Annotated in this window: 20 protein-coding genes and 1 riboswitch; of the genes, 7 read left to right on the top strand and 13 right to left on the bottom strand. The window is 70.0% G+C overall.

Annotation, left to right across the window (positions count from 1 at the left end):
- Positions 1-242 precede the first annotated feature (242 nt).
- The 5 genes from OG570_RS18480 to typA form a co-directional block, all read right to left on the bottom strand.
- Complete coding sequence (locus OG570_RS18480) at positions 243-1,172, bottom strand: ABC transporter permease (protein ID WP_326944307.1); 930 nt, start codon at positions 1,170-1,172, stop codon at positions 243-245.
- Positions 1,165-2,181, bottom strand: a complete 1,017-nt coding sequence (locus tag OG570_RS18475) for an ABC transporter permease (RefSeq protein WP_247057550.1) — start codon at positions 2,179-2,181, stop codon at positions 1,165-1,167. The genes OG570_RS18480 and OG570_RS18475 overlap by 8 nt, the downstream gene beginning before the upstream one ends.
- A gap of 189 nt (positions 2,182-2,370) precedes the next feature.
- The gene (locus OG570_RS18470; protein ID WP_326944308.1) at positions 2,371-4,179 is read right to left on the bottom strand and encodes an ABC transporter family substrate-binding protein; all 1,809 of its coding nucleotides are present in this window, start codon (positions 4,177-4,179) and stop codon (positions 2,371-2,373) included.
- Positions 4,180-4,463: 284 nt separating this feature from the next.
- The gene (locus OG570_RS18465; RefSeq protein WP_326960070.1) at positions 4,464-6,200 is read right to left on the bottom strand and encodes an ABC transporter family substrate-binding protein; all 1,737 of its coding nucleotides are present in this window, start codon (positions 6,198-6,200) and stop codon (positions 4,464-4,466) included.
- 362 nt (positions 6,201-6,562) lie between these two features.
- Entirely contained in the window at positions 6,563-8,488 is a 1,926-nt protein-coding gene (gene typA, locus OG570_RS18460; RefSeq protein WP_326944309.1) for a translational GTPase TypA, read from the bottom strand.
- A 193-nt stretch (positions 8,489-8,681) separates the two neighbouring features.
- Here typA and OG570_RS18455 point away from each other — a divergent pair, with 193 nt between their 5' ends.
- Positions 8,682-8,834: a hypothetical protein gene (locus OG570_RS18455; protein ID WP_247057556.1), complete on the top strand. Its 153-nt coding sequence runs from the start codon at positions 8,682-8,684 to the stop codon at positions 8,832-8,834.
- Here the strand turns inward: OG570_RS18455 and OG570_RS18450 are convergent.
- Positions 8,831-9,130: a YciI family protein gene (locus tag OG570_RS18450; RefSeq protein ID WP_247057558.1), complete on the bottom strand. Its 300-nt coding sequence runs from the start codon at positions 9,128-9,130 to the stop codon at positions 8,831-8,833. The genes OG570_RS18455 and OG570_RS18450 overlap by 4 nt on opposite strands.
- Before the next feature lie 174 nt (positions 9,131-9,304).
- On the opposite strand from OG570_RS18450, the gene trpS reads away from it, so the two are divergent.
- On the top strand, positions 9,305-10,270 hold the full coding sequence (gene trpS, locus OG570_RS18445; protein ID WP_326944310.1) for a tryptophan--tRNA ligase: 966 nt from the start codon (positions 9,305-9,307) through the stop codon (positions 10,268-10,270).
- 67 nt (positions 10,271-10,337) lie between these two features.
- Complete coding sequence (locus OG570_RS18440) at positions 10,338-11,543, top strand: IS30 family transposase (protein WP_326957933.1); 1,206 nt, start codon at positions 10,338-10,340, stop codon at positions 11,541-11,543.
- Positions 11,544-11,594: 51 nt separating this feature from the next.
- Here OG570_RS18440 and OG570_RS18435 read toward each other — a convergent pair whose 3' ends face one another.
- From OG570_RS18435 to OG570_RS18425, 3 genes are all read right to left on the bottom strand, one after another.
- Positions 11,595-11,984, bottom strand: coding sequence for a (deoxy)nucleoside triphosphate pyrophosphohydrolase (locus OG570_RS18435; RefSeq protein ID WP_247057562.1), 390 nt, complete (start codon positions 11,982-11,984; stop codon positions 11,595-11,597).
- Between the two features lie 310 nt (positions 11,985-12,294).
- Complete coding sequence (locus tag OG570_RS18430) at positions 12,295-13,605, bottom strand: sensor histidine kinase (protein ID WP_326957931.1); 1,311 nt, start codon at positions 13,603-13,605, stop codon at positions 12,295-12,297.
- On the bottom strand, positions 13,605-14,321 hold the full coding sequence (locus tag OG570_RS18425) for a response regulator transcription factor (RefSeq protein WP_326957929.1): 717 nt from the start codon (positions 14,319-14,321) through the stop codon (positions 13,605-13,607). Before OG570_RS18425 ends, OG570_RS18430 begins: the two co-directional genes overlap by 1 nt.
- A gap of 144 nt (positions 14,322-14,465) precedes the next feature.
- On the opposite strand from OG570_RS18425, the gene OG570_RS18420 reads away from it, so the two are divergent.
- Genes OG570_RS18420 through OG570_RS18410 form a run of 3 tightly spaced genes read left to right on the top strand, consistent with a single transcriptional unit; the run spans position 14,466 to position 17,403 of the window.
- Positions 14,466-15,557, top strand: a complete 1,092-nt coding sequence (locus tag OG570_RS18420; protein WP_326957927.1) for a LolA family protein — start codon at positions 14,466-14,468, stop codon at positions 15,555-15,557.
- Complete coding sequence (locus tag OG570_RS18415; RefSeq protein WP_326957924.1) at positions 15,554-16,528, top strand: ABC transporter ATP-binding protein; 975 nt, start codon at positions 15,554-15,556, stop codon at positions 16,526-16,528. Before OG570_RS18420 ends, OG570_RS18415 begins: the two co-directional genes overlap by 4 nt.
- Positions 16,525-17,403, top strand: coding sequence for an ABC transporter permease (locus tag OG570_RS18410; RefSeq protein WP_247057573.1), 879 nt, complete (start codon positions 16,525-16,527; stop codon positions 17,401-17,403). The genes OG570_RS18415 and OG570_RS18410 overlap by 4 nt, the downstream gene beginning before the upstream one ends.
- A gap of 42 nt (positions 17,404-17,445) precedes the next feature.
- Here the strand turns inward: OG570_RS18410 and OG570_RS18405 are convergent, their stop codons facing one another.
- The 3 genes from OG570_RS18405 to OG570_RS18395 form a co-directional block, all read right to left on the bottom strand.
- Positions 17,446-18,459, bottom strand: coding sequence for an ABC transporter ATP-binding protein (locus OG570_RS18405; protein ID WP_326957921.1), 1,014 nt, complete (start codon positions 18,457-18,459; stop codon positions 17,446-17,448).
- Positions 18,459-20,021, bottom strand: a complete 1,563-nt coding sequence (locus tag OG570_RS18400; protein WP_326960068.1) for an ABC transporter permease — start codon at positions 20,019-20,021, stop codon at positions 18,459-18,461. The genes OG570_RS18405 and OG570_RS18400 overlap by 1 nt, the downstream gene beginning before the upstream one ends.
- Positions 20,022-20,131: 110 nt before the next feature.
- Positions 20,132-21,181: a thiamine ABC transporter substrate-binding protein gene (locus OG570_RS18395; protein WP_326957919.1), complete on the bottom strand. Its 1,050-nt coding sequence runs from the start codon at positions 21,179-21,181 to the stop codon at positions 20,132-20,134.
- A gap of 21 nt (positions 21,182-21,202) precedes the next feature.
- A riboswitch (TPP riboswitch) is annotated at positions 21,203-21,312 on the bottom strand.
- A 32-nt stretch (positions 21,313-21,344) separates the two neighbouring features.
- Here OG570_RS18395 and OG570_RS18390 point away from each other — a divergent pair.
- A complete protein-coding gene (locus tag OG570_RS18390; RefSeq protein ID WP_326957917.1) occupies positions 21,345-21,629 on the top strand; it encodes a 4a-hydroxytetrahydrobiopterin dehydratase in 285 nt (94 codons plus the stop codon).
- A gap of 409 nt (positions 21,630-22,038) precedes the next feature.
- Here OG570_RS18390 and OG570_RS18385 read toward each other — a convergent pair whose 3' ends face one another.
- Positions 22,039-22,404: a winged helix-turn-helix transcriptional regulator gene (locus OG570_RS18385; RefSeq protein WP_326957915.1), complete on the bottom strand. Its 366-nt coding sequence runs from the start codon at positions 22,402-22,404 to the stop codon at positions 22,039-22,041.

The raw sequence follows: 22,404 nt of genomic DNA, 5'->3' as shown, positions 1-22,404 counted from the left end.
TCCAGGACCTTCCCGGCATCAACGCGCGCTGAAACGGCTGTGAGCGGCGAATGTGATGGCCATGATGGACAGTTGCCCTGCGCGACGGAGATGCCCCAGTCACCCGAGCAGGAAGTTGCCGAGCCAGGTGAAGCACCGCGCGGGGACGGGCTGGTCGAGGCCGAGGCGGTGCTCGGCGTCACGAACTCTCCGCAAAACGACCGCGGGGGTGACCGGAATCCGGTCACCCCCGCGGTGTGCGTTCAGGCCTTCATTCTCCGCTGTCGCGGGTCGAAGGCGTCTCGAAGGCCGTCACCGATGAAGTTGATCGTCAGTGAGATCAGCACGAGCACGATGAACGGCCCGAAGAACAGCGCCGGCCGCGTTTGCAGCTGGGCGTAGTTCTCCAGGATGACGCGGCCGAGCGAGGTGTCCGGCAGCTGGACACCGAGGCCGATGAACGACAGCGCGGCTTCCGCCAGCACGGCCTGCGCGACCGCGAGGGTCGCGTTGACCGTGATGCTGCCGACCATGTTCGGCACCAGGTGCTTGAAGATGATCCGGAACGTGCCGGCGCCCGAAGCGCGAGCCGCGTCCACGAACTCGCGCTGGGCCAGGGACATCGCCTCGGCCCGGGTGATCCGGGCGATCTGCATCCAGCCGAAGGCCGCCAGCACCAGCGCCACGATGTACCAGGCACCGCCGCCGAACACCTTGGCGAGGATGGCCGCCGCGGCGATCTGCGGGATGATCAGGAACAGGTCCGTCACACGCGAGATCGCCGAGTCGGTGAAGCTGCGCAGGTAGCCCGCCAGTGCACCGAGGACGACGCCGACGAAGGTCGACAGGATCGACACCGTGAGCGCGATCAGCAGCGAGAACTGGGTGCCGCGCAGGATCTGCGACACCATGTCCTTGCCGACCTGCGTGGTGCCCAGCGGGAAGTCCCCGTTCGGCTTCGCGAAGGACGGGAAGGAGCTGTCCTCGTAGCTGTGCGGCCAGAAGATCGGCATCAGGATGCTGAGCACGATGATCAGGACCAGCACCGCGGTCGAGGCCATCGCCAGCTTGTGGTGCAGGAACTTGCGCAGGACCAGTCTGCCCTGGCTCCGCGGCTCGGGCAGGGCCTCCGGCGGCAGCGTGCCGTCGGCCGTCGCGGTTTCGCTCGCGAGAAGTGAGTTCAAGTCAGCCAACGCGAATCCTCGGGTCCAGGATGCCGTACATCAGGTCGGCGATCAGGTTGGCGACGACCACGCTGGAGGCGATGACCACGAGCCAGCCCATCAGCACCTGGGTGTCGTTTTTCGTGACGGCTTCCACCAGCAGCGTGCCCATGCCGTGCCAGTTGAACACCGTCTCGGTGATGATCGCCCCGGCGAGCACCGAGCCGAAGTTCACCGAGAACAGCGTGGTCACGGGGATCAGGGCGTTGCGGAACGCGTGCCGGAAGATGACCCGGCCGTTGGCCAGGCCCTTGGCGCGCGCGGTGCGCACGTAGTCCGAGCTCATGACCTCGAGCATCGAAGCCCGCTGGAAGCGGCTGTACGCGGCGAAGCTGATCGCCATGATCGAGAGGGTCGGCAGCAGGTACGCGCCGACCGTGCTGGTTATGAAGTCCCCGACGCCGTCGGTCTTCAGCTGCTCCGGGCTGATCGTGCGCAGCCATGGATTGCCGAGGACGTCGGACAGGCCCAGGTCCCGCACCCAGCCGTTGATCTCGATCGCGTAGCGCTTCAGCACGATCGCGACGCAGAAGATCGGCATCGAGAAGAGCAGGAAGGCCAGGGTGGTCGCGATGTAGTCGATGATCGAGTACTGCTTCACCGCGGCCAGCACACCGACGATGATGCCGATGATCAGCGCGAGGATCTCGGCTCCGACGACCAGCTTGAGCGTGACGGCGAACGCGGCCGTGACCTTGGGCGCGACCGGCGCGAGAGCGTTGCCCTGCGCGATCGAGGTGCCCCAGTCGCCGGTCAGGAAGTGCCCGAGCCAGGTGAAGTAGCGCGGGATGACGCCCTGGTCCAGCCCCAGCTTGTGGGAGAGCGCGTCGATCGCGTCCTTGCTCATCAGCGGGTTGTTGCGGATCTCGCCCAGCGGGTCACCGGTGGCGGCGACCATCACGAACGACAAGAAGGTCCCGACCAGCAGGACGGGAATCGATATCGCCAGACGGCGAAGGATGTAGATCACCAGGTTCAACGAACTGCTCCTCATCCGGGCCTGGTCGTCAGAAGTGCGCTGGACCGCTACCCGGTTGTCTACCGTAGTGGTGGTAACCCTACGGTCAACAGCTACTTCCGGTGGGTACCGGGGCCCGGCTCGTGGCCGGGCCCCGGTACCTCCCAGGTCATCTGGAGCGAGGGGAAAGAAGCGTCAGGGCGAGCCCCGTTACTTCTTCTCCCACTCGCCGGCGTTCCACAGGACACCGTTGTACGACTGCATGTACACGCGGTCGATGCCCTTGAACGCCCACATGGACGGCGTCTGGAACAGCGGCATGGTCGCGTACTTGTCCGCGATCGCCTTGTCCGCGGCCTGGTAGCTCTGCGTCTTGACGGTCTCGTCCGTGGCACTCACCGCGGTCTTGAACGCGTCGTCGATCTTCGGGTCGCAGAGGTTCTGGTAGTTCTGGTCGCCACCGTTGGTCGGGCAGACGTAGATCGACCGCGACTGCGACTTGAACGGAGCCGACGACCAGCCGAAGAGGGCGATGTCGTAGTCACCGGTCGAGACGCGGCCACCCTTGAGGAAGTTGGCGTCGGTCTCGTCCTTGACCTCGATACCGGCCGCCTTGGCCTGCGAGATGATGATCTCGACGGTCTGGCTGCGGCGCGCGTTCTGGTTGTGCGTGATCTTGAACGAAGCGCGCACGCCGCCCTTGGCGAAGATGCCGTCGCCGCCCTTGACCCAGCCCGCGTCGGTCAGCGTCTTCGCCGCCGCCTCGGCGCCCAGACCGGCCTTGCTGCCGTACAGGTCGGTGTAGCCCTCTTCACCCTGGAAGAACACGATCGAGTTCAGCGGGGCCGCGTCGGCCTGGACTTCCTTGAGCAGCTTGTCCGTGATCGCCTTGCGGTCGACCGACTCGAAGAACGCCTTGCGGAGCGCGTCGTCCTTGAACATGCGGTTGAACTGCAGGTCGAGGTGCTCGTAGGTCAGCTGGGGAGCCGAACCGTAGGTGACACCCTGGGCCGAGAGACCCTTCATCGTCTGGGCCGCGGTGGCGTCCGGCTGGGTCGACGCCGCGACGTCGATCTCACCGTTCTGCAGCGCGGTCGCCATGGCCTTGGTGTCTTCCATGGCCCGGACGATGATCTTGCTCGGGCCGCCCTTGCCGCCCGCCCAGTTCGGGTTCTTGACGAGCGTGACGGCCTTCTGGTTGGCGTCGAACGCATCGATCATGTAGGGGCCGGACGCCGGCATGAGCGCCTTGTCGAAGCCCTTCCACTTGTTCGTCCAGAAGTCGCCGGCCTTGGTCACCAGGGCCGGGTCGCCGGTCGGCGCCAGCTTGGAGATGTCCGGGATGCCGGTCCCCTTCTCGAGGATGTGCGCCGGCAGCACCGCAACGCCGCTGAACAGGCCCTTGTAGTCGAGGTACGGCTCGCTGTAGTCCGTCTCGAGGGTCAGGTCGTCCTTGCAGGTGGCGGTCTTGATCTTGTCGTAGCCGGTGGTCGAGGCGGCGTTGAACGGGTTCTTGCCGTCCGCGCCCTTCGCCTGGCCGCTCTGCGCGAGCCACGCCAGGTAGAAGTCCTTGCAGTTGTAGGCCTCGCCGTCGGACCACTTGAGGTTCGGCTTGATCTTGTACGTGACGACCTGGGGGTCCTTGGTCGTCACGTCGGCCGAGTCGAGGATGTCCTTGTTGAGCAGCACCTTGTTGTTGCCGTCGAGGACGAAGGAGTCTTCGATGACGGCGGTCAAGATGTACGTGTTGTACGAGCTGTTCGTGTCCGGGGTGTTGTTGTTGTACCCCGAATAGCCGTCGTCGATCCCGACCGTGACCGTGCCGTCCCAGCCCTTGACGTCCGCGAGCTTGAACGAGTCACCGGTCTCGGCCTTGCCGACAGCCATCGCCTTGACGTCGGTCGACGACCCGTTCGTGTCGGTGCTACCCGAGCCCGAATCACCACCGCTGCAGGCGCTCAGCAGCAGCGTGGCGCCTGCGACGAGCGACAAGGCGGAGACTGCTTTGGTTCTCCTCATGAAGTGTGCCCTCCTAGCACTGAGCCCTTGAATTGTGACAAGGACCCACACCGCTCCGGTTTGGGCCGGAGCCTACGACACGCCAAGCGACACTCAACTGGCGCACTGCGGGTGCACGCTAGAAAGGAAAAGCACCGACAGTCACCAGTTCAGGGTCGATCGTGACCAAAGGGTGACTTCCAGTGGACATCCAGAAATACGACGGTTACCTCATGGAATCAATGCCCCCCACCCGAAGGCGTCGGTAAAGATCACTCGGTAGTACTGAATGCGTAGCCGACTGATTACTTCGGGCCGCGAGTCCAGTTCACGGCCGACCCGAACGGGCCCACCATGGGGGGACCCGGTGTGACGCCCGAGATGCCCGAACCGATCGCCAGGGTGTCAGCCATCTGGAACAGCGGAATCACCACGTTCTGACGCCAAAGTTCAGGCTCAAGGGTGGTCAGGGCCTCGGCGATCGGCGTGGCGCCCGACAGCGCGGCGTCGATCGACGGCTGCAGCGCCGCGTCGCAGAAGCCCGCCGAATTGCCCGGAACGACCGGTTTCGTGGTGTCCGCCCCCGTCGCCGTCTGCTCGGGCCGGCAACCGAAGGTCGACGCGAGGACCGACGCCGTGTCGCCGCCGACCGCCTGCGGCACGACCGCGATGTCGACACCGACGTTGCCCGCCGAGTCACCGGCCGGCTGCTGGACCCCGCCGACGACCGGCATCGCGAGCAGGCCGCTGAACAGGTCCCGCGGCTGCGGCGTGATCGCGTTGACCTCGATGCCCTGCGCGGCCAGCTCGCTGGTGAGCTCCTTGGCGATCGACGCGTACGGCTCCTGGGTGCCGGGCGAGGCGATGACCAGCGAAAGCGCCTTGCCGTTCTTGCGCCAGGTGCCCGCGGTCTTGGTGTAGCCGGCCGCCTTCAACGACTCCTCGGCCTTCGCGACGTCGGGCGCGGTCGGCGGGCCGGGCGGGATCGTCGCGGTGTACCCGGCCACCGACGGCGCCTTCACCTGGGCGTCGGCGTGCAGCGCCGCCGACGGGCCGCCGTTGACGCCCTCCGTGATCAGCTTCGTGCGGTCCAGCAGGGCGGCGACCCCGGCCCGCACCTGCGCGTCCTGCAGCGTGGCGCTGACCGGCCGCAGCAGCACGTCGGCGACGAGCGGCCGGGCCACGGTGTGCAGCTGGACCGCCGAGCCGAGCTCGCCGAGCAGCTTGAGCTCGTCGCCGGTGGTCCGGGCCAGCGCGAACTGGTCGTTGCCGCTGCGCAGCGCGGCCAGCAGGGTGTTCTGGTCCGAGCGGCGCAGCACGATCCGGTCGATCGCCGCGGGCTTCTCCCAGTAGCGCTCGTTGCGCTCGAGGATCACCTCGCCGCGGGCGGTGTCGAGGCTCTTGATCGAGAACGGGCCGGCGATGGCCGGGAAGTTCGTGGCCAGGGCCCCGCGCCAGCCGTCGGGGGCGTCCTTGAGCAGGTGGGCGGGCAGCAGGTCCGAGAACAGCGTCTGCCAGCCGGGGTACGGCTTGGCGAAGGTGACCTCGACGCGCTTGCCGCCCTCGCGGGACTGCAGGTCGGTGATCTGCCGGTAGCCGGCCGGGCCGATCACGCCGGGCTGGTCGCGCATCTGGGTGCGCAGGTAGTCGAAGTCCTCGGCGGCGATGGGCGCGCCGTCGGACCAGGACGCGTCCGGCCGGATGTCGTAGGCGACGACGAACGGCTGCTGCGAGAGCACCGCGGCGGACTTCATCAGGTTCTTGTCGAGCTGGGTGCTGCCGTCGTCCTTCTGGCGGAACACCGAGGGCAGCAGCAGCTGCGAGAGCGCCGAGGTCACCTGCGAGGAGTCCGCGAGGTTGTGCGGGTTGTACCCGCCGAGCACGTCGTCGACGCCGACGACGATCTGCGACGGGGTCTTGCCGGTGGTCGAGGCCGGCGCCACCGACGACGACACGACCGGCGGTGGTGGGGTGTTCGAGCAAGCGGCGAGCACCACGGCCGCGAGTGCCAGTACCGGCCCCGCCTTGCGATTCACCCGCACGCCCAGTCCTTCCGGATTCTCCCCGATCGGGTCAGCCATGTTCCCATGACCACCACCGCCGCCGGAACCGAGATTCCCATACCCGGATCGGCCGGGTCCGGCGCCCCATCGTGGCGCTATGGAAAAGGACGCGCGGACCACCGTCCGGGTTCCCGGACCGTTCCGGAACGGCGGAACGAACACGGCCCGGACACGAGACGGCGCCGGGCGGAGGTGAACACCAGGCGGGACGCCTATAAAGATATAAGGAGAAGATACTCGAATTCGGTGACGCTGGGCCGGGGTGTTTCGGACACAGGGTCACCGCGTACGCGAAAAGGGCCTCCCGGCAACTCGCCGGAAGGCCCTTTTCGCGTATCGGATCAGACGTTGTCGCGGCTCTTGGCGCGCGAGCGCTCCTTGGCCCGGGTGTTGATGTCCAGCGTGACCTTGCGGACGCGGACGACCTCCGGGGCCACCTCGACGCACTCGTCGACCGAGCAGAACTCCAGGGCCTCTTCCAGGCCCATCTTGCGCGGCCGGGCCAGCGTCTCCATCACGTCGGCGGAGGACTGACGCATGTTCGTCAGCTTCTTCTCCTTGGTGATGTTGATGTCGAGGTCCTCGAAGCGCGGGTTCTCGCCCACGACCATGCCCTCGTAGACGTCGGCGCCCGGCTCCACGAAGAACGAGCCGCGGTCGGCCAGCTGGATCATCGCGTACGCGGTGACCGGGCCGGTCCGGTCGGCGACCAGGGAGCCGCTGTGCCGGGTGCGGATCTCGCCCGCCCACGGGAAGTAGCCCTCGAACACGTGGTTCGCGATGCCGGTGCCGCGGGTCTCGGTGAGGAAGTCGGTGCGGAAGCTGATCAGGCCGCGCGACGGGAGCACGTAGACCAGCTTGATCCGGCCGGTGCCGTTGCCGCTCATGTCCTCCATGCGGCCCTTGCGGGACGCCAGGAGCTGCGTGATCGAGCCGAGGTGCTCTTCCGGCGAGTCGATGTAGAGGCGCTCGAACGGCTCGTGCAGCTTGCCGTCGATCGTGCGCAGGACCACCTGCGGCTTGCCGACGGTCAGCTCGAAGCCCTCACGCCGCATCTGCTCGACCAGGATGGCCAGCGCCAGCTCGCCACGGCCCTGGACCTCCCAGGTGTCGGGGCGCTCGGTCGGCAGCACGCGGATCGAGACGTTGCCGATCAGCTCGACGTCGAGGCGGGCCTTGACCAGCCGCGCGGTGACCTTGTCGCCGCCGTTGCGCCCGGCCAGCGGCGAGGTGTTGACGCCGATGGTCATCGAGATGGCGGGCTCGTCGACGGTGATCCGGGGCAGCGCCACCGGCGTCTCGGAGTCGGCGAGGGTGTCGCCGATGGTGATCTCGGGGATGCCGGCGATGGCGACCAGCTCGCCCGCGCTGGCCTCGGTCGCCGGGACGCGGGTGAGCGCCTCGGTGACGAGCAGCTCGGAGATCCGGACGTTCTGCACGGTGCCGTCTTCGCGCATCCAGGCCACGGTCTGGCCCTTGCGGAGCCGGCCGGCGTGGATGCGGATGAGCGCGATGCGGCCGAGGAAGTTCGACGCGTCGAGGTTCGTGACCAGGGCCTGCAGCGGCGCGTCCAGGTCCGCCGCGGGCGGCGGGACGTGGCGGAGCAGGGTGTCGAACAGCGGGTCGAGGTTCTCGCTGTCGGGCATGCCGCCGTCTTCGGGCTGCGCGAGGCTCGCCTTGCCGGCGCGCGCCGAGGCGTAGACGACCGGGAGGTCGAGGATGGCGTCGAGGTCGGCGTCCTCGATGTCGCCGGCCAGGTCCAGCAGCAGGTCGTGGGTCTCTTCGACGACCTCGGCGATCCGCGCGTCCGGCCGGTCGACCTTGTTGACCAGCAGGATCACCGGCAGCTTGGCCTCGAGGGTCTTGCGGAGCACGAAGCGGGTCTGCGGGAGCGGGCCCTCGCTGGCGTCGACCAGCAGGACGACGCCGTCGACCATCGCCAGGCCGCGCTCGACCTCACCGCCGAAGTCCGCGTGGCCGGGGGTGTCGATGACGTTGATCGTCACCGAGCCCTCGGGCGTCTCGCGGTGGATCGAGGTGTTCTTCGCCAGGATGGTGATGCCCTTTTCGCGCTCGAGCTCACCGGAGTCCATCACGCGGTCGACGAGCTCGGCGCGCTCGGCGAAAGCGCCCGACTGCCGGAGCATGGCGTCGACCAGAGTGGTCTTGCCGTGGTCGACGTGGGCGACGATCGCGACGTTGCGCAGGTCGGGCCGGGTCTTACCGGTCGGCCGGCCGGTTTCGACGGTAGCGCTGGCTGCGGGCACGCGGAGACTCCTGAACTTCAAAGGTGTGGGTGGCCGCGTAAGCCCGTCAGGCATCCTGTGACCGGCTCTGGTCACACGCGGACCTCACCAAGGATACCTGCACCCCCATTGTGAGGAGCCCCACGCCCCAAGATCGGTTAGGCTCTCCTAATCTGGAGGGCCGGACAGCGACGTCGATCCGAGGAGCGCAGGCGTGGGCAAGAAGCCGCCGGACGACCCCCGCAAGGTCGTGCGCAAGCTGATGAAAGCCGGCAAGGTCAAGAAGAAGTGCTGCCGGTCCAAGCCGCGGTGCAAGAAGTGCCCGGTGCTCGCGCTCAAGAAGGCGAAGCTCGACCTGGCGGCCTAACGGTTGATCGCTTCGTTGAGGTCCCGCAGCTCCGGCGCGGTCTTCGTCGGCGAGAACGGGATGACCTCGTACTTCGCGAGCTTCCGCACCGCGAACGGGTCGCTCGCCAGGATCGCGTCCAGCTTCCCCTGGGACATCGGGCGCGTGATGATCACGCCGCCGACGCGCGGCTTCCGCGCCCCGGACGCGAGGAAGAGCCCGCGGTCGTACTGCGCCTCCAGCCACGCCACGTGATCCGGCAGCGCCAGGTCGACTTCTTCGATCGGGGCGGTGTAGGTCAGCACGACGACGAACATGGTTACAACGGTAGACCCGCTCGGATATAGTCACCGCATGCACGCGCAGACGTCCCAGTGGTGGCCGCCATCGGCGGCCCTCTGACCCTGCGCTGAAAACCAGCAGCGGCCGCCCCGGACGGGCGGCCTTTTTCGTGCCTTCGCCGGGGTGGTCCCCGTCGAAAAGGACCCACGATGAGCAAGCTGTCCGGGATCACCCCGTCCGGTCACGTCCACCTCGGCAACCACCTCGGGGCCGTCCGCCGCTGGGCCGCCGAGGGCGGCGCCGACGACCTCTACTTCGTCGCCGACCTGCACGGCATGACGACGTCGCACAACCCCGCCAAACTCCGATCCCTGGCGGGTGAGCAGCTCGCCGTCCTCATCGCCGCCGGCATCGACCCCGAGCGGGTGTTCGTCCAGTCCGACCTCGCCCGCGACCTGGGCGCGCTGACCTGGGTCCTGGAGTGCACCTGCAACTACGGCGAGGCGGCCCGGATGATCCAGTTCAAGGAGAAGTCCAAGGGCCAGGCCGGGGTGCGGCTGTCGCTGCTGACCTACCCGGTGCTGATGGCCGCCGACATCCTGCTGCAGGGCGCGAACGAGGTGCCGGTCGGCGAGGACCAGCGCCAGCACGTCGAGCTGGCCCGGACGCTGGCCAAGCGGTTCAACGGCACCTACGGCGACGTGTTCACCGTGCCCGAGGCCGTGCTCCCGCCCGCCGGGGCGCGGGTGAAGGACCTCACCGACCCGACGCGCAAGATGTCGAAGTCGACCCATGACGTCGCCGGCGTGGTGTTCGTGCTGGACGAGCCCGACCAGATCCGCCGCAAGATCCGCCGCGCGGTCACCGACGGCGGTTCGGTGCCGGTGCACGCGCCGGACACCCGGCCGGGCATGGCGAACCTGCTGGAGATCCTCGCGGCCTGCCAGGGCGGTTCACCGGCGGACCTGGCCGAGGAGTTCTCGTCGTACGGCCAGGTCAAGGACGCCGTCGCCGACGCGGTGATCGAGCAGCTGCGGCCGATCCGCGAACGCGCGTCGACGCTGCTCGGCGACGTCGCGGAGCTGGACCGCGTCCGCAAGGCGGGCGCGGCCCGGGCCGCCGAGCGCGGCTCGCACCGGCTGTCGGCGGCGTTGCGGATGATCGGCGCGAGTTGAAGAGCCGTGAAGGACTCTCGGAGTCATGGAGTCGTTGCAACACCGCCCAGCGAAGGGTGGAACTGCGATGACACGGGTACGAACCCATCGGTGGCTACCACGCTCGGCGCAGCTGCTGTTCTGGCAGCAGATCCGGGCAGGCCTGACCGCGAAACCGGCCGCGCAAGCGGCCGGTTTCGCCCCCGCCACAGGCGGGCGGCTGTTCCGCCAAGCTGGCGGGGTGATCAGCAACGCACCCCACCAGCCCGGGCCGGTCCGGCTGACCATCGCCGAGCGGGAAGAGATCGCCTGTCTGAAAGCCGCAGGTCACGGCCCACGCGCCATCGGCAGAACGATCGACCGGCCGGCCTCGACAGTGTCACGGGAACTGTCCCGCAACACCGGCCTGACCGGCCACTACCGGGCCAGCAGTGCCCAGCACGCGGCCGAGGAACGCGCGAAACGACCCAAGACCGCGAAGCTGCGCGCCGATCCGGTGCTGCGGGCGGCGGTGCAGGACGGGCTGACCCGGAAGTGGTCGCCGCGGCAGATCTCCGAGAGACTGGTCCTGGACTTTCCCGACCGGCCGGAGATGCGGGTGTCGCACGAGACGATCTATCAGTCGCTGTATGTGCAGGGCCGGGGCGCGCTGCGCCGGGAACTGACCAGTGCGCTGCGGACCGGGCGGGCACTGCGGATGCCACGACGGCAGGCCCAGACCCGGCGGGAACGCCCCTCGGGCGGGATCCAGGACATGGTCAACATCGCCGAGCGGCCCGCCGAAGTCGCCGACCGGGCGGTCCCGGGGCATTGGGAAGGCGACCTGATCCTGGGCAAGGACAACAAGTCCGCGATCGGGACGCTGGTGGAACGCTCGACCCGGTTCGTGATGCTGCTGCACCTGCCCCACGGGCGGGACGCAGCCACGGTCGCGGCGTCGATGACCGACATGATCCAGACGTTGCCGCCGCTGCTGCTGGGCTCGCTGACCTGGGATCAGGGCAAAGAAATGGCCCATCACCGGAAGATCACCCTGGACACGGGGTTGCAGATCTACTTCTGCGATCCGCATTCGCCCTGGCAGCGCGGCAGCAACGAGAACACCAACGGTCTGCTCCGGCAGTACTTTCCCAAAGGCACCGACCTGTCCCAGCACAGCGCGGATGATCTGGTGCGGGTGGCGGAGGAGCTGAACGGGCGGCCTCGGGAGACCCTCGGCTGGCGGACACCAACCGAGGCCCTCACGAAGCTACTGTCAGATCAACAAACACCAGGTGTTGCAACCACCGCGTGAATCCGCCACTCCTTCCCGGCTCTTACGGCCGGTAAGGAGTCCTTCACGGCTTTAGGTCAGCAGCCGGCGGAAGGCCGGGAGCAGGATGCGGTCGGCGGGCAGCCAGTCGACGTCGTCGAGGTCGTCCGGGCCGAGCCACTGCACGGCCAGGTGTTCGACCGCGCGCGGTTCGTCCCCCGGCGAGACCAGCGAAGCCGCGTAGATCCGCAGGACCTTGTCCCCGGGCAGCGGAATCTCCTGCCCGACCCGCTCCCCGACCTCGATCACGACGTCCAGCTCCTCGCTGCACTCGCGAGCCAGGGCGAAGGCGTCGGACTCACCGTCTTCGACGCGCCCGCCGGGCAGCTCCCACTGCCCCGCGTGCCCGGGCGGCCAGGCCCGCTGCTGGGCCAGCAACTTCCCGTCGCGCACCAGGGCGGCACCCACGATCACACCGTTCACAGCCCCGGAATCTACCCGGAAGCCCGAACCCGGGCCGACCCGTGTCGCCCCTCCAGACACGCGAGCCGACCCTCCAGACACGCGAGCCGACCCCCCAGACACACGAACCGACCCTCCAGACACGTGTCGACCCTCCAAACACACGAGCCGACCGTCTGGGCACACGAACCGACCCTCCGGGCACGGAGGCCGACCGTCCAGGCACGCCGACCGACCCTCCGAGAACGCAAGCCGTCCCCCTGGCGCGCCCTCCCACCAGCCGCGCGCATCGGTCGTGAGTGGCAATGAGGGTTCTAACCCGAATTACCACTCACGAGACCGGCGCCGCACGCCAGGTGACCTGGAACCGCGCGCCCCCGTCCGGGGACTCGCCCACCTGGACTCGCCCTCCACGACGGCGGACCGTCTCCGCGACCATCGCCAGCCCCAGGCCCGTGCCGCCGGTGATGCGGGCCCGGTCGTCCGACACCCGGTAGAAGCGGTCGAAGACCTTCTCGCGGTGCTCCGGCGCGATGCCCGGGCCGTCGTCGTCGACCACGACCCGCACCGATGAGCGTGACGCCAGCACCGACACCACGATCTCCCCGCGCGCGTAGCGGCAGGCGTTGCGCAGCAGGTTGTCCAGCACCAGCTCGATCTCGCCGTGCGCCGCCCACGCCCAGGCCTGCGCGACCGCGTTGCTCACCCGCGTCTCCGGCGCGCCCGCCGGGAGGCGGCTGACCGCCGCGCGGACCTCGCTGACCAGCTCGACCGGCTCCGCGGGCGGCACCTCCCCCGCGTCCGAGCGGGCCAGCGACAGCAAGCCGTCGAGCAGGGACGAGAGCCGCTCGGCCTCCGTCAAGATGTCGCCCAGCGTCTCCTGGGACAGCTCCGGATCGGGGTTGGTGACGGCGACCTCGGCCTGGACGCGGATCGACGCGACCGGCGACCGCAGCTCGTGGGCCGCGTCGCCGGTGAAGCGCCGCAGCCGTTCGCTCGCCTGTTCCTGGCGCTCCAGCAGCGCGTTGAACTCCTCCGCCAGCGCGCGCAGCTCGTCGTGCGAGTCCGGCAGCGGCAGCCGCGCGCCCGGCGGCAGCGCCCGCACCGTGCCGCGCATCCGCGCCACCGGACGCAGCGCCAGGCGCACCACCAGCCACGTCGCCAGGCCCGCGACCAGCGCGCCGACCGACGCGACGACCACCAGCCACACCCCGCCGTAGTGCACCGCGGCGGAGAACCCGACCAGACCCGCACCGGCGACGACCAGCCGTTGTGTCCCGTCCGGCGTGCTGACGACCGCGCCGAGGTAGCGGGCGCCGTCCTGTTGCACCGGCTGGCCTGCTTTGAGCAGCCCGACGTCGGCGCCGCTGAGCCCGCTCGGCGCGCCGCCGTCGACCGGCGTGCCCGAGATGTCGAGCACCCGGACCGTCACCGGGGCGGTGGTCGGCAGCGCGCGCCCGGCGCTCACCTCGGCACTGGCCGGGGCGAGCGCGCCCGTCAGCTCGCGGTCGACCGAGTCGATGAGCAACGGCGAGAGCTTGGCCGCGGCCAGCGCGGCGAGCCCGAGTAGGCAGCCCAGGGTGATCGTCGCGGCCAGCACGGTGATCCGGGCCTGCAGGGACCGCCCGCGCCACCAGGTCATCACGGGGTGATGACCTCGTCGATCTGCGCGTCGGAGGCCAGGTAGCCGTGCCCGCGCACGGTCCGCAGCAGCGCGCCGGCGCCGAGGGCGTCGAGCTTGCGCCGCACGTACCCGACGTACACCTCGACGAGGTTGCGCGTCACGGCCTGTTCCTCGCCCCAGACCGCGCGCAGCAGCTCGTCCTTGGTGACGACCGTGCCCGCGCGGCCGACGAGCACCTCGAGCAGCGCGAACTCGCGAGGGCTGAGCCCGACCTCCTCGCCGTTCCAGTGCACCTGACGCAGCCCGCGGTCGACCTCCAGCGCGCCGAGCCGCAGCGTGCCGCGGCTGGCGTCCGGCCCGGCGCGGCGCAGCGTCGCGCGGACCTGCGCCACCAGCACCACGAAGGAGAACGGCTTGACGAGGTAGCCGTCGGCGCCCAGGTCCAGGCCGTCGGCCTGGTCGACCTCGCCGTCCTTGGCCGACACGAGCAGCACCGGCGTCGTGACGCCGTCCTTGCGCAGCCGCTCCAGCACGCGGTAACCGGACAAGCCGGGCAGCATGATGTCGAGCAGCACGACGTCGAACGAGCCGGTGCTCGCCAGCTGCAGCCCGCTGGGGCCGTCCGCGGCGGTGACCACGTCCATCCCCTCCGCGCGCAGCCCGCGTTGCAGTGCTTTCCGCACGCCCAGCTCGTCGTCGACCACCAGCACCCGAGGTTTCACGAGTCTCATCATGGCGGGTTTGCGCAGGTCCCGCGGGATCTCTCAGCACGATCTCAGCCGCGGAGGGAGAACCTTCAGGGGTATCTCAGCCTCGAGAGGGAAGCGTCGGTGCCGGGAGCCGAGCACACTTGAGCTCGGGAACACAGGGAGAGACGCATGAAGACGAAGACGAAGGGCATCACCGCGGCGGTCGTGGGCACCGCTCTCGGCGTCGGCGGGCTCGCGGTCATCGCGATGCCGGCCAGCGCCGACGACAAGCCGGCACTGCCGCAGGTGAGCGCCGAAGACCTGGTGCAGTCGGTCATGCAGGCGAAGCCGGGCGCGTTCGACGGCACGCTGAAGGTCAGCAACGACCTCGGCCTGCCGGCGGTGGGGAACGCGATCCCGGGGGCGTCCGCGCTGAACATCGACTCGGCGCACATCTTCACCGACGGCGCGGGCAAGAGCCGGCTCGCCGTCACCCAGGGCACCGGCCAGGAGACCGTGGTCCACGACGGGACGACCGTCTGGGACTACAGCTCCAAGACCAACACCGCGACCAAGGTGACCATCCCGGCGGACGTGGCCAAGCAGAAGGGCGCGGGCAGCGAGAAGACGGCCGACCCGGTCGCGACCGCCACCGAGCTGCTGGCGAAGGTCCGCGAGAGCAGCACGGTGTCGGTCGACGGCACCGCGACCGTCGCCGATCGCCCGGCCTACGAGCTGGTCCTGACGCCGAAGCCGAGCGAGCGCACGCTGCTGCGTGAGATCCGCGTGGCCGTCGACTCGCAGACGCGGATGCCGCTGCGGGTTTCGGTGCTGAGCAACGGGACGACGTCGCCGGCGCTCGAGGTCGCGTTCAGCCAGATCGAGTTCACCCAGCAGCCGGCCGACCTCTTCACCTTCACCCCGCCGAAGGGCGCCAAGGTGCAGGAGAAGACGCCGACCGTCGACCAGAAGGACAAGGACCTCGCCGAGCAGGCGAAGCAGGCGACCAAGGTCGTCGGCGACGGCTGGGACACCGTCATCACCGGCACGATCCCGGCCGACGCGCTGAACGCGGCGCCGAAGCAGCAGGGTGACCGCCAGGGCCGCAACGCCGACCCGCAGGCCCTGCTCGACCGGTTCACCAAGAAGGTCAGCGGCACCTGGGGCAGCGGCCACCTCATCACCACGAAGGTGGGCAGCGCGATCCTGACCGACGACGGCCGGTTCGCCGCCGGTGCGGTGCCGGAGCAGGTCCTGTACGAAGCGCTGGGTCAGAAGTGACCAGTACGGCTGTCGAGTCCGGGGCGGACGTCTCCACGGAGACGTCCGCCCCGGCGGTTCCCCTGGCCGCGCGCACCAGGGGGCTGCGCAAGGTCTACCGCGGCACGGTCGCGGTGGACCACGTCGACCTCGACATCCCCGAAGGCGCGGTCGTCGGGATGCTCGGGCCGAACGGCTCGGGCAAGACGACCACCATCCGGATGCTGCTGGGCCTGGTGCGCCCGACCGAGGGCGAGGTCGAGCTGCTCGGCCGCAAGATGCCCGACGCCGCCGCGCACGCGCTGCCGGACGTCGGCGCGCTGGTCGAGGGGCCGGGCTTCCACCCGTTCCTCTCCGGCCGCGACAACCTGCTGCGCTTCGCCGCGGCCGAACCGCGGCTGGCGTCATCCGGGATCCCGTTCGCGGTCGACTCCGCGATCGAACGCGTCGGGCTGAGCGTCGCCGCGCGACGGCGGTACAAGGGGTACTCGCTCGGCATGAAGCAACGGCTCGGCCTCGCTTCGGCGTTGCTCGTGCCGCGGAAGATGGTCGTGCTCGACGAGCCGACCAACGGTCTCGACCCTGCTGGTACCAGGGAGATCCGCAGGATCGTGGCCGAGCTGCACGCCGAGGGCGTCACCGTGCTGGTGTCGTCGCACCTGCTGGCCGAGGTGGAGGCGACCTGCACGCACGTCGCCGTGCTGCAGGCCGGGAACGTCGTCGCGCAGGGCGAGCTGGCGGAGCTGCTGGAGTCCGGGAACGCGGCTCTGCTGGTCCGCACGCCGGACGCCGAGCAGGCCGTGGAAGTGCTGCGGGAGAACCGGATCGGCGCGCGGCTGACGCCGGACGGGATCCGCGCCGACCTCACGGCCACCGAGGCGCCGCGGGTGCTGCAGGTCCTGGTGGGCGCGGGGGTCGCGGTCCACGAGGCGACGCGGGCGCGCACCGGCCTGGAAGACCTGTTCGCGCGACTGACGGAGGGGGCGGAATGACCGCGGTTCTCGAGGCACCGGCGGTCCGCACGGGCCACGACTCGGTGCCGCTGCCCCGGCTGCTGGCCGCGGAGCTGCGCTGGATCTTCCGGCGGCCGCGCACGCTCGCCGTGCTGGGCCTGCTGGCGCTGATCCCAGTGGTGATCGGCATCGGCCTGACGCTGGTGAGCGAAGACGCGCAGTCCGGCGGCGGCCCGGACGACGGCGGCGGCGCACTGCTGGCGTCCGCCGTCAACAACGCCTTCGTGCTGCCGATCGCGGCGATCGTGATGACGCTGACCCTGCTCCTGCCGCTGGCCTCGGCCATGGCGGGCGCGGACGCGATCGCGGGCGAGACGTCCCACGGAACCCTGCGCGGCTGGCTGATCGCCCCGGTCGGCCGCGGCCGGCTGCTGGCGGTCAAGGCGTTCGGCGTCGCGACGGTGTCGGTGGTTTCGGTGCTGGCGATGTGTTTCACGGGCGTGGTGACCGGCCTGATCATCAACGGCACGGACTCGCTGTTCACGCTGTCGGGAACCACGTTGTCGGTGGGCGGCGCACTGGCCAGGATCCTGCTGGTCGCGGGCTGGGTCGTGTTGCAGCTGTGGGCGGTCGGCGCGGTGGCGCTGGCGATCTCCAGCTGGACGGAACACCCGATGCTGGTGGTGGCGTCCGTGCTCGCGGCGGACATCGTGTTCACGATCCTGGGGTTCTTGACGTCGCTGGACTGGCTGCACCCGTTCTTGCTGACGCAGAACTGGTCGCTGGCACCGGCGGAGGTGCTACAGGACCCGATGGGCACACAGATGCTGGGCGAAGGCGCGTTGCGCGCGGGCTGCTACATCGTGATCGGGCTGTCGCTGGCTTACGCACGACTCTCGACCCGCGACGGCTGACCCGTCGTGAGTGTTTAGGGCGGTTAGAACCGCCCTAAACACTCACGACAAGCCGACCAGCGCCACACCGTCCGGGTCCAGTTCCAGCCGGACCTCGTCCCCCGCCCGGAAGTCCGTCGCCGCCGGGGCGACCGCGTCCACAGTGGACTCCGCCAGCCGGACCACCAGCCGTACGTGCTCGCGGCGGTGGACCGCCGCCACGACCTCGCCCGGCACACCCGAGCCGGCAACCCGCAGCGCGTGCGGGCGCAGCCCCAGCCGCACTGGGCCGTCGTCGACATCCGGTGCCGGCACGTCACCTAGCGGAGTCCGGACCACGCCACCCGTCGCAACTCCCTCGACGAACGACGTCACCCCCAGGAAACGGGCCACGTCGTCGTCCAGCGGGTTGCGCCACACGCGCCGGACCGCGCCCTCCTGACGGACCTCGCCGGCGTCGAGCACCGCGACCCGGTCGGCCAGCGTGAACGCCTCCTCTTGGTCGTGCGTCACCAGCAACGCCGTGATCTTGCTGCGCCGCAACAGGTCCGCCAGCTCTATGGCCAGCTGCTCGCGCAACCCGGCGTCCAAACCGGACAGTGGTTCGTCCAGCAACAGCAGCCGCGGCTCCGGCGCCAGCGCGCGGGCCAGCGCGACCCGCTGCGCCTGGCCGCCCGACAGCTCCGTCACCCGACGGCGCTCGAAGCCGGACAGGCCGACCAGCTCCAGCAGCTCGGCGACGCGCCCCGCCCACGCGGCCCGCGGGACGCCGTGCATCCGCAGGCCGAACGCGATGTTCGCGGCGACGTCGCGGTGGCCGAACAGCTGGCCATCCTGGAACACCAAGCCGAAGCCGCGGCGGTGCACCGGCACCGCGCCGAGGTCCTCGCCGTCCCAGCTGACCGTGCCGCGGGCCGACGGCTCCAGCCCGGTGATCGCGCGCAGCAGCGTCGACTTGCCCGAGCCGGACGGGCCGAGCAGCGCCAGTACCTCGCCGTCGGCGATGTCCAGCCGGGCGTCGCGCACCGCGACGAACGATCCATAGTGGACGGTCAGGTCCCGCACCGACAACGCCATCAGAACTCTCCCACCCGGCCACGCGCGGCCCCGAGCCGGTCGATCAGCGCGACCGCCAGCACCGTCACGAGCATCAGCAACGCGCACGCGGCGTACGCCATCTGGTTGTTCAGCTCCCCGGGGCGCCCCATCAGCGACGCGATCGCGACCGGCAGCGTCGGCGACGTCGGCCGCGCCAGGAAGCTCGTCGCGCCGAACTCGCCGAGCGCCACGACGAACCCGAACCCCGCCGCCGCGACCAGCGGCCGCAGCGTCAGCGGCAGGTCGATCTCCCGCCACACCCGCAGCGGGCTCGCGCCGAGCGTCGACGCGGCCTGTCGCAGCCGGACGTCGACCGAGCGCAGCACCGGCAGCACCATCCGCACGATCAGCGGGATGATCACCAGCGCCTGCGCGAGCGGCACCAGGTAGGGAGACGTCCGCAGGTCGCCGGGCAGCGCGTCGAGCGTCACGAGGTACCCGAACCCGACGGTCACCGCGGACACCCCGAGCGGCAGCATCAGCGCGGCGTCGAGCGTCTCGCCGAGCCCGCGCGCGGCCCGCGCCGGCGACCGGCGCAGCGCCACCAGCACCACCGACGCGAGCACGCCGACGACCAGCGCCAGCAGCGTCGCGTCGATCGCCACCTTCAGCGAGTTCAGCGCGGCGTCCCAGCCGGACACCTGCAACGCGCCCTTCTCGCCGGTGCCCGCGAGCGCGCGGTACCCCGCGAGGCTCCAACCGTCCGAAGTGGACACCGACTCGGCGAGCAGCGCGACGATCGGCGTCAGCAGCAGGGCCAGCACCACGCCCGCCGCGCCGACGACCCACCACTCACCACCGCGCGGGCGTCGCGCAGCGCCGGAACCGATCTTGGCGCCTTCCTTGCGCCGCCGCGCCAGCCCGCCGACGACCAGCGCCGCGACGACCGCCGCGAACTGGATCAGCGAAAGCGCCGACGCTCCGGAGAGGTCGAGCAGGTCGACCGTCCGGAGGTAGATCTCGGTTTCCAGGGTCCGGTACCGCGCGCCGCCGAGGATCAGCACGACGCCGAAACTGGTGGCGCAGAACAGGAACACCACAGCCGCGGCGGACGCGATCGCGGGCGCCAGCGCGGGCAGCGTCACCGATCGGAACGCCCGCCACGGTGACGCGCCGAGCGCCCGCGCGGCGTCGGACGTCCGCGAATCCAGCCGCGCCCAGAGCCCGGCGACGGTCCGCGCGACGACGGCGACGTTGAAGAACGCGTTGGCCAGCACGATCGGCAGCACACCGCCGTCCGGCCAGAGCGCCCGGAACGCCAGCCCGACCACCACGGTCGGCAGCACGAACGGCACGAGCACCACCGTCCGCGCCAGGCCGACGCCGGGCAGCCGCACCCGGGAAAGCAGGAACGCCACCGGCAGCCCGGCCAGCACCGCGACGACCGTCGAGCCCGCGGCGGTGGCCACCGTGAAGCCGGCCAGCCGCCAGGTCTGCGGGTCGCCCAGCACGACGTCGAGCCCGCCCGCGGCGAACCCGCGCCCGACGATCGCCAGCACCGGCCAGGCGAAGAACACCACCAGGAAACCGATCGGGGCCAGCCCGAGCAGCGCCAGGCCGATGCCGCGTGCGGTCTGCGGTGGCGCTACGACCACTGCTTTCCGGGGGCTCCGGGTGGCGGAGCCCCCGGCCCGGGGCGGAGGCCCGGATGTCACTGCACGAGCGTGCGCCATTCGCCGATCCACTTCTCACGCCCGGCCTGCACCTGGTCCGCGGTCAGCGCCTGCGGCTTCTGCGGCAGCGGCGCGACCTGCGCCCAGCCCGCCGGCAGGTCGACGCCCTGGCGCGCCGGGTAGACGTACATGTTGGCCGCCACTGTCGCCTGGAACTGCTGCGAAAGCAGGAAGTCGACGACCTTGCGCGCGTTCTCCTCCTGCTTGCCGCCGGCCAGCACCCCGGCGTACTCGACCTGCCGGTAGCAGGTGTCGAGCAGCGCCTTCGTCCGCGGCTTCCCGTCGTCGCCCACCTCGGCGGCCGGCGACGACGCGTACGAGACGACGATCGGCCGCGGCCCCTTGCCGGAGGAGCCCGAGAACTCCTTCGTGTAGGCCTCTTCCCAGCCGCTGACCACCTTGAGGCCGTTGGCCTTCAGCTTGGTCCAGTAGTCCTTCCAGCCGGCCTCGCCGTACTTCGCGACGGTGCCGAGCAGGAACGCGAGCCCGGGCGACGCCGTCGCCGGGTCCTCGGCGACCAGCAGGTCCTTGTACTTCGGGTCGGCCAGGTCGTCGTACGACTCCGGCGCCGGGATCCCCTTGGCCGTGAAGTAGTTCGTGTCGACGTTGACGCAGACGTCGCCGACGTCGACCGCCGAGAGCCGGTGCTCCGGGTCGACGGCGTAGCGCTGCGGCCCGCGGTCGGCCTCCGGGCTGGTGTACGGCTCGAAGACGCCCTCGGCCAGCGCGCGCGAGGCGAAGGTCGAGTCGACGCCGTACGCGACGTCGCCGACCGGGTTCGCCTTGGTGAGCACGAGCTTGTTGGTCAGCGAACCGGCGTCGCCCTGCTTGAGCACGGAGATCTTGATGCCCGACTGCTGCTGGAAGGCGTCGAGCACCTCCTGCGGCGCCAGGAAGGAGTCGTGCGTCACCAGGGTGACGGTGGGCGTCTGCTTCGCGTCACCGGACCCGTCCGACAGCGAACACGCCGCTGTGACGACGCTGACGACGGCGATGGCCGTCGCGGCGCGAACAGCACTGCGTTTCATCTACCCTCCTGCACTTCGCCGGACGAGGAGGGAAAGCCCTCCCTTCGCCGGCATGATCCGGGATCAGGTGCTAACGGTCGCGGGTCACCCCGCCTCTCAGCCCGGCTCACCGGACTCCCGTGGCAACCGTGCACCTTAGTCCAGGACGTTGGACGATGGAGCCATGACGGAAATCTTGAGCGACGACGAGGCCGACCGGGCCCTGCTCCACGGCTGGGTGCGCACGGGCGAGGTCATCCGGCGCGAGGTGGAGCTGCCGAGCTTCCCGAAGGCGATCGAGGTGGTGGACCGCGTCGCGGTGCTCGCCGAGGCCGCCGACCACCACCCGGATATCGACATCCGCTGGCGCACGCTGACCTTCCACCTCAGCACGCATTCGGCGGGTGGGCTGACGAAGAAGGACTTCGCGCTGGCCAAGCAGATCAACGAGACCCTCGACGGACTGTGATCCCGGCTACTCTGAGTGCACGAAAGCCCGCGTTCGGCGTCTCTCGGTAAAGGACTTCGCACCGAGAGGCAGATATGACGCAGGCGATCGTAGTGGGCACAGTGGCATTCGCGACGATGGTGGCCGCGGCCGGCGGGGTGCTCTGGTTCACCGTCCGCAGCCACCGTCACTCGGACGGCTGAGTGCCGTTTCTGCTGGTCAGCGGCATGATCGGGTGAGCTTCGTCACAGCTGCTAACACTCGGCATGGTCAACGCGCTGAACCCGCGGAAGCATCGGCCCGCTCGTAGGGAAAACGCCATGAACAGCACCCCCGCCACCGCCGCCCTGACCGCCACCCAGCGCGCCTGGATCAACGCCCTCGCGACCGCCGTCGTGCTGATCACGATCGCGATGATGGGCCTCCTCGGCTAGTCCGCCCGGTCGTAGGCCTGCCGGGCTTCTCGCAGGCTCGGCAGGTACTTCTCCGCCCACTCGCGGCAGCGGTCCATGGGCTCGAACAGGGTCCGGCCCAAGTCCGTCAGCGCGTACTCGACGCGCGGCGGGTTCTCGTCGTAGGTCTTGCGGGTGATCATCCCGTCGCGCTCCAGGGACCGCAGCGTCTCGGTGAGCACCTTCGGGCTGACGTTCCGGAGCGGCACGCGCAGCTCGGAGAAGCGGCGCGGCCCGTCTTCGAGGCAGAAGACGACCATGCCGCCCCACTTGTCCCCGATCCGGAACGGCGTGTCGGCCGACGGGCATTGCGGCGCGAAGAGATCAGCGGTCAGCGGCTCCAC

It is taken from the genome of Amycolatopsis sp. NBC_01286 (genome assembly GCF_035982555.1).
Lineage (GTDB): Bacteria > Actinomycetota > Actinomycetes > Mycobacteriales > Pseudonocardiaceae > Amycolatopsis.
The sequence above is the reverse complement of the archived record's forward strand: the minus strand, read 5'-3'. Positions and strand labels throughout refer to the sequence as shown.

Bases quoted from the DNA above. Each gene is read 5' to 3' on its own strand.
- OG570_RS18390 (WP_326957917.1), top strand. From the start codon at position 21,345: ATGACGGAAATCTTGAGCGACGACGAGGCCGACCGGGCCCTGCTCCAC.
- OG570_RS18405 (WP_326957921.1), bottom strand. From the start codon at position 18,459: ATGGCGTTGTCGGTGCGGGACCTGACCGTCCACTATGGATCGTTCGTC.
- OG570_RS18425 (WP_326957929.1), bottom strand. From the start codon at position 14,321: ATGATGAGACTCGTGAAACCTCGGGTGCTGGTGGTCGACGACGAGCTG.
- OG570_RS18430 (WP_326957931.1), bottom strand. From the start codon at position 13,605: ATGACCTGGTGGCGCGGGCGGTCCCTGCAGGCCCGGATCACCGTGCTG.
- OG570_RS18450 (WP_247057558.1), bottom strand. From the start codon at position 9,130: ATGTTCGTCGTCGTGCTGACCTACACCGCCCCGATCGAAGAAGTCGAC.
- OG570_RS18410 (WP_247057573.1), top strand. From the start codon at position 16,525: ATGACCGCGGTTCTCGAGGCACCGGCGGTCCGCACGGGCCACGACTCG.
- trpS (WP_326944310.1), top strand. From the start codon at position 9,305: ATGAGCAAGCTGTCCGGGATCACCCCGTCCGGTCACGTCCACCTCGGC.
- OG570_RS18440 (WP_326957933.1), top strand. From the start codon at position 10,338: ATGACACGGGTACGAACCCATCGGTGGCTACCACGCTCGGCGCAGCTG.
- OG570_RS18470 (WP_326944308.1), bottom strand. From the start codon at position 4,179: ATGAGGAGAACCAAAGCAGTCTCCGCCTTGTCGCTCGTCGCAGGCGCC.
- OG570_RS18395 (WP_326957919.1), bottom strand. From the start codon at position 21,181: ATGAAACGCAGTGCTGTTCGCGCCGCGACGGCCATCGCCGTCGTCAGC.
- OG570_RS18420 (WP_326957927.1), top strand. From the start codon at position 14,466: ATGAAGACGAAGACGAAGGGCATCACCGCGGCGGTCGTGGGCACCGCT.